Origin of the sequence: uncultured Meiothermus sp., from assembly GCF_937863175.1 — a bacterium.
In the GTDB taxonomy this organism is placed as follows: Bacteria; Deinococcota; Deinococci; order Deinococcales; family Thermaceae; genus Meiothermus.
In genome coordinates this window covers 1-5483 of sequence record NZ_CALMCQ010000083.1, presented here as the reverse complement: position 1 = coordinate 5483, position 5483 = coordinate 1, and the positions used below count along the sequence as shown (strand labels likewise).

Here is a 5483-nt window from a genome sequence, read left to right as displayed (position 1 = left end):
CCCCAAGACCAGCTTCAAGGACGTGGCGGGCTGCGAAGAGGCCAAGGAAGAGCTCAAAGAGATCGTGGAGTTCCTTAAGTCGCCGGCCCGCTTCCACGAGATGGGCGCCCGCATCCCCAAGGGGGTGCTGCTGGTAGGGCCGCCGGGCTCGGGCAAGACCCATATCGCACGGGCCGTGGCGGGCGAGGCCAAGGTGCCTTTCATCGCAGCCTCCGGTTCGGACTTTGTGGAGATGTTTGTGGGGGTGGGTGCTGCCAGGGTGCGCGACCTTTTCGAAACGGCCAAGCGCCACGCGCCCTGCATCATCTTCATTGACGAAATTGATGCGGTGGGCCGCCGGCGTGGGGGCGGTGTGGGCGGCGGCAACGACGAACGCGAACAGACCCTCAACCAGCTACTGGTCGAACTCGACGGCTTCGAGAAGGAGGCCAGCATCATCATCATGGCGGCCACCAACCGCCCCGACGTGCTCGACCCGGCTCTGCTGCGTCCGGGCCGCTTTGACCGCCAGGTAACCATTGACGCACCGGATGTGAAGGGGCGCGAGCAAATCCTCAAAATTCACGCCAAAGGCAAGCCCCTGGCCGAGGATGTGGATCTGGCCCTGCTGGCCAAACGCACGCCTGGATTTGTCGGGGCCGACCTCGAGAATCTGCTCAACGAATCGGCACTCCTGGCCGCCCGCGATGGCCGCAAGAAAATCAACATGCGGGACATGGAAGAGGCTGCCGACCGGGTGGTTATGGGGCCGGCCAAGAAGAGCATGGTGTTAACGCAGAAAGACCGAGAGGTGACCGCCTACCACGAAGCCGGGCACGCGCTGGCGGCGCATTTCCTGGAACACGCCGACAACGTCCACAAGGTGACGATTGTGCCGCGCGGGCGGGCCATGGGCTTCATGATGCCCAGCCGCCAGGACACCCTGCACTGGAGCAAGAAGCGCCTGACCGACCAGATTGGGGTAGCCCTGGCGGGCCGCGCAGCGGAAGAGCTGGTTTTTGATGATGTAACCACCGGGGCCGAGAACGACTTCAAGCAGGCGACCAGCCTGGCCCGGCGCATGATCACCGAGTGGGGTATGCATCCCGACTTTGGCACCGTGGCCTATCAGGTGCGCGAGGACACCTATCTGGGCGGCTACGACACCCGGCAGTATTCCGAAGATACCGCCAAGCGCATTGATGAAGCAGTACAAAAGCTATTGCAGGAACAGCACGACAAGGTGTTGAAGCTGCTGACCGAGAAAAAAGACGTGTTGGAGCGCGTTACAGTGATGCTCCTGGAACGTGAGACCCTCAACGCGGAGGAGTTTGTGCGGGTGGTGGAGGGCGAGGAGCTGGAGAGCATTCTGCTCCCCAGCGAACCGCCCAAAGATAAGGAAGAAAAAGAGCCCCCGCGCATCGTGCCCAAGATCAAGCCAAACCTGGGCGGGGCGTAAGCGGTTCGCGCCGCTCAGAGCTGTGCGGTTGGCATTAGCCAAGCCACCCGTCCCAACGTCGCAGATCGCGCTTGTGCGGCGCATCGGGCTCATCTCGAGCGGATTTGGTTCTGCGAGCCCCAGTTTCATTCCACCCATACCCAGGTTGAGCAGCGGCGGATCATGCGACACGTTCCGAGCGCAGGGCTAGCGCGATGTCCTGCGCCCAGGCCTCGATGGCCTTCCAGTCGCGGAAATCGCCCGTCCTGGCCCGCAATGCCTTGATGATCAGCTTTTCTCCCCAGTGCATTTTTTCTGGGTCTATCTTGCCGTGAAAAAACGCAATGGCTCGCGGTTGAATTTGCTGTAAAAGGGGCTCGAGCGCTTCGGGATAGCGCCAACCGTGCATGATTTCCACCGGGTCACCCTCGCCCGTTGGGCCGCAGGAGAATATCCATACGGGCCGGGTCGCCAGGTCTTTCTCCTGGGTTTCCAGCAACTCAACCACCGGTTTCATCCAGCTACCTGCATAGACCGCACTACCCAGTACCACCGCATCATAGGGCTTTACATCCGTCACCAGGTCGGCAGAAAACACCCCAACTTCCATATCAGCCTTTCTCAACACTTCGCCCATCTTCTGCGCCATCTCGGCGGTTGAACCGTATTTGCTCGCATACGCAACCAGCACTTTCATACCCACCTCCTACCCGCCTCTAGCCCGAACCTGCTGACCCCCATCGGTGTTGTAGACGATTTCCTCGACGTTAAAACGTCCCATGATCAATCCAGGTAACTGCTCCCACCGTTCCCATCGGATAGCCACCCTGTGCTTGGTATGGCGGGGTTCCGTTGCGCCAGAGCACTTTTCTACCCGTGTCGCCCTTGTAGCGCCTGGACTCGAGCCCGCAATCTGTATCAAAACCAACCATATAACCGAGGAACCTCACGCCTGGCCCTAAATCTCGTGCAGCTCGCGGACCGCGAAGCGTTGTAGCCAGGGTTTGCTCTGCACCAGCATCGCAGTGGGTACCACCTGAACTGGCACGCTGGAGCCTGCCACAATGCTCTGGGCCGCTGTCCCCAACACCTCTGAGGCCTGCGGGGACGTGTCGTGGCAACCAATGACAATCAAATCGGCGTGGGTTTGTTGGGCCGCCTGGGCCACCACCGCGCCGATGGTCTGGCTTTGGGGCTCCACCAGCAACACCGTCGGTTTGCGACGCGCCCCCTGAGTCATCCTGGCAAAAGTCTCGGAGACTGCGCTATCGGAGTTCTCGAGTACATGCAGCAGCGTCACCTTGCAACCCAGCCAGCGGGAAAGTTTGAGGGCATGTTGGGCGGCGGCCAGGCTGCCCGCCCCCAGCCCCACAGGAACCAAGATGTGACGAAACACAAACACCTCCTGTTGGCTCAACACATTCCATCTGAGCCCACCATGCATCCAGAGCATTACCAGGGTGTTACCGCTGGGAGCCGTATTGAGGGTACCGGTTCGAGGGTCGAGAACCCCAGCTCTATACCCATCGTCAACCCATTGCCAACCTTCTCCCTGCTCAAGCCATACCTTCTCGGGCAAAACCTTCCGTTTTGTCAAGGATGATCCAAATTTGGATCGCGGGTGCTTCTACTCCAATTGGCGGATGCAGCGGTAATGGATTTGTAACAGAATTAAGCCATGAAAAGGATGCCGCCCCGTTCAGAACAGGCCGTGCCTGCGCTCCGGGTACGCACCCTGGGCCAGATGGAGGTTTTGGTGGCGGGGCGTTGTGCTGTTTGGCACGCCCAGACCGCCGAGGAACTCTTTTTCTACCTGCTCTCTTATCCCGAAGGCCGCAGCAAGGGGGAGATCCTCGAGACCCTGTGGGGCCTCGACCCCGACCCCGTAGCCAACAACCGTTTTCGGGTGACGGTTTTTCGCGTTCGCACCGCTCTGGGAAACCCCCAGGCCATCCTGGAAGATCATGGGCGCTACCGCCTGGCTGAAGAGGTTTTGCACAGCACCGATTTGTTCGGTTTCTACCAGGCCCTCTCCCTGGGCCACCACGCCACCTGTGAAACGGCCCGCCTGGAAGATTACAGCAAAGCCATTTCGCTCTACCGGGGTGATTATCTGCCGGGCGTTTCAAGCAACTGGGTTTCTCAGGCCCGCGAGGAGCACAAGACCGCCTATGTGCAGGCACTACTGGAGGTCGCCCTAATTCACTACGACCGGGAAGACTGGCGGGCCACCAGCGACTTTCTCGAGCGGGCCTTACAGGCCGACCCCTACATTGGTGAGAATTATCACCAGCGCCTGATGTGGTGCCTGGCGGCCATGGGAGATCGCTACGGGGCCATCGAGCACTACCGCCGCTTTGTCAAATTTCTGCACGAAGAACTGGGGGATACTCCCATGCCCGAAACCCTCGAGCTGGCCGAGCACATCAAGCGCAACAACCCCATCACCCCCTATCTCGATGTTCGTGGCCTGGGCGAAAAAAGCCCGCAGGCTTGATATATGTTCCATCCAACAGCGGGTGAAGAGTGCGCTACATGGCGCCATATGGAGATGGTCAAACCCATCAATCCCGTTTGCCTGGCTGCACCGTGGCAGTCGCACGGCCCAACCGCAGGCCAGGCTGGAAGCAGGGACAACCCTAATTTGGTAAGCACCCGGCAAAGCACACCCCCCCCGAGCGCCTGCAAAACCGGGTGGTAATGGATGGGTAATTGGCCTGGGGTTCAATCAGGCTGGGAAGTGAGGGGCAACCATACACCGACCACTTCGGCGTGGGTGTCTCGGAGGCAAATAGACCGCAAGGAGGTTGCTATGTTGACCCAGGAAGGTACTCGCTACATCCGCGAGTTTGTGGCCCCAAGGGTGGCTCCGGTGTTATCGCTGTATCTCGATGTGAACCCGGCCAACCAGGGCAACCAGGGCAAAGCCTATGTGCTAAGGGCCAGGGATGCCCTCGAGGCCGCCGGGGTTCCACCCGAAGTGAGCAAGAAGGTGCTGGGGGCTCTCGAGCACGACGCACCCCAGGCCCGCAGCCGGGTCATTTTTGCTGCGAGTGGCTGGATCGAAACCTACGACCTGCAGGTGGATCTGCCGCTGGTACAGGGGGTGGAAGCCCGCTGGGGTGAGCCCTATTTGACCCCGATTTTCTACGTGCTGGACGAGTACGAGCGGGTGGGGGTGGTTTTCCTGGACAGCCAGAAGTGGCGCATGTTCGAGGTTTTTCTGGGCGAGATCGAGGAACTGCCAGGGGCTTTCCGCGCCGTACCCACCCAGGACTGGAACCGGCTTACCCAGGATGGTGCTGGACGGCGCTACAGTCAGGGAGCCGTCCATCGGGCTGCCGCCAACACCGACCGCTTCGAGCGTCGCCTGGAGGTCTGGACGCAGCGTTTCTACAAGCAGATGGTCGGGATTCTGGAGCAGACCCTCTCCAAACGCGATATCCAGCGGCTGGTACTGGTCGGGCAGAAGGCCGAGGTGCTGGTTTTCCACGAACTGCTCCCCCGCCGACTGCGCGAACGGGTGCTGGCCACCCTGCCCTCCTTGCCCACCCCCCTTACCCAGGCGGGTGAAGTGCTGCGGCTGGTGCAAGGGGTGTTGGAACCCCTCGAGCGCGAACGGGAAAACCGGCTGCTGGATGAGCTGGCTGAGCGGGGGGTAGCCGGTCGGGATCAGACCCTGGAGCTCTTGCAGCAAGGGGGTTTGCACCTCCTGGTGGCCCCCTGGAACCCCCTGGGCAGGGTTTATCGCGCCCCAGACGGCTGGGTGGGTGGCAGCAAGGAGGGCGCGGTGGCCCACGGCGCGGGGCATATCGAAGAGGTGGATCTGAAGCAGGTCTTGCCCGAGCTGGCGGCCTCGTATGGAACCCGCCTCGAGTTTGTCCGGGGGCCAGCCGAGGAGCGCTTGCACCAGACGTTTGGGGGTCTGGTTGGGCTGCCGCGCTGGTAATGCTTTGGTAACGGTTCTGGTCTAGCCTCGGGAAAAGGAGGAGTCTATGTTCCGTAAAATCCTGATCGCCGTGGACGGCTCATCCTGTAGCGAGCGGGCTGGACGGGCGGGTTTGGA

General features: G+C 61.1%; 5 protein-coding genes. 3 read left to right on the top strand and 2 right to left on the bottom strand.

Translation table 11 applies throughout. The features are described 5' to 3' along the window. Positions 1–1438, top strand: a 1438-nt coding sequence (ftsH, locus tag Q0288_RS03240) for an ATP-dependent zinc metalloprotease FtsH (RefSeq protein WP_299427106.1), incomplete at its 5' end; no start/stop codon positions are given. Positions 1439–1598: 160 nt separating this feature from the next. Here the strand turns inward: ftsH and Q0288_RS03235 are convergent. Both Q0288_RS03235 and Q0288_RS03230 read right to left on the bottom strand, forming a co-directional pair. Continuing rightward, a complete protein-coding gene (locus Q0288_RS03235) occupies positions 1599–2114 on the bottom strand; it encodes a flavodoxin domain-containing protein (protein ID WP_299427103.1) in 516 nt (171 codons plus the stop codon). Positions 2115–2375: 261 nt separating this feature from the next. Next, complete coding sequence (locus Q0288_RS03230) at positions 2376–2813, bottom strand: universal stress protein (RefSeq protein ID WP_299427100.1); 438 nt, start codon at positions 2811–2813, stop codon at positions 2376–2378. Between the two features lie 282 nt (positions 2814–3095). On the opposite strand from Q0288_RS03230, the gene Q0288_RS03225 reads away from it, so the two are divergent. Together Q0288_RS03225 and Q0288_RS03220 are read left to right on the top strand one after the other, a co-directional pair. Next, positions 3096–3914: a BTAD domain-containing putative transcriptional regulator gene (locus Q0288_RS03225; protein WP_299427098.1), complete on the top strand. Its 819-nt coding sequence runs from the start codon at positions 3096–3098 to the stop codon at positions 3912–3914. Positions 3915–4229: 315 nt separating this feature from the next. Continuing rightward, positions 4230–5366 (top strand): VLRF1 family aeRF1-type release factor, encoded by a 1137-nt coding sequence (locus tag Q0288_RS03220; protein WP_299427095.1) that lies wholly within the window; start codon positions 4230–4232, stop codon positions 5364–5366. The last annotated feature ends 117 nt before the right edge of the window (positions 5367–5483 follow it).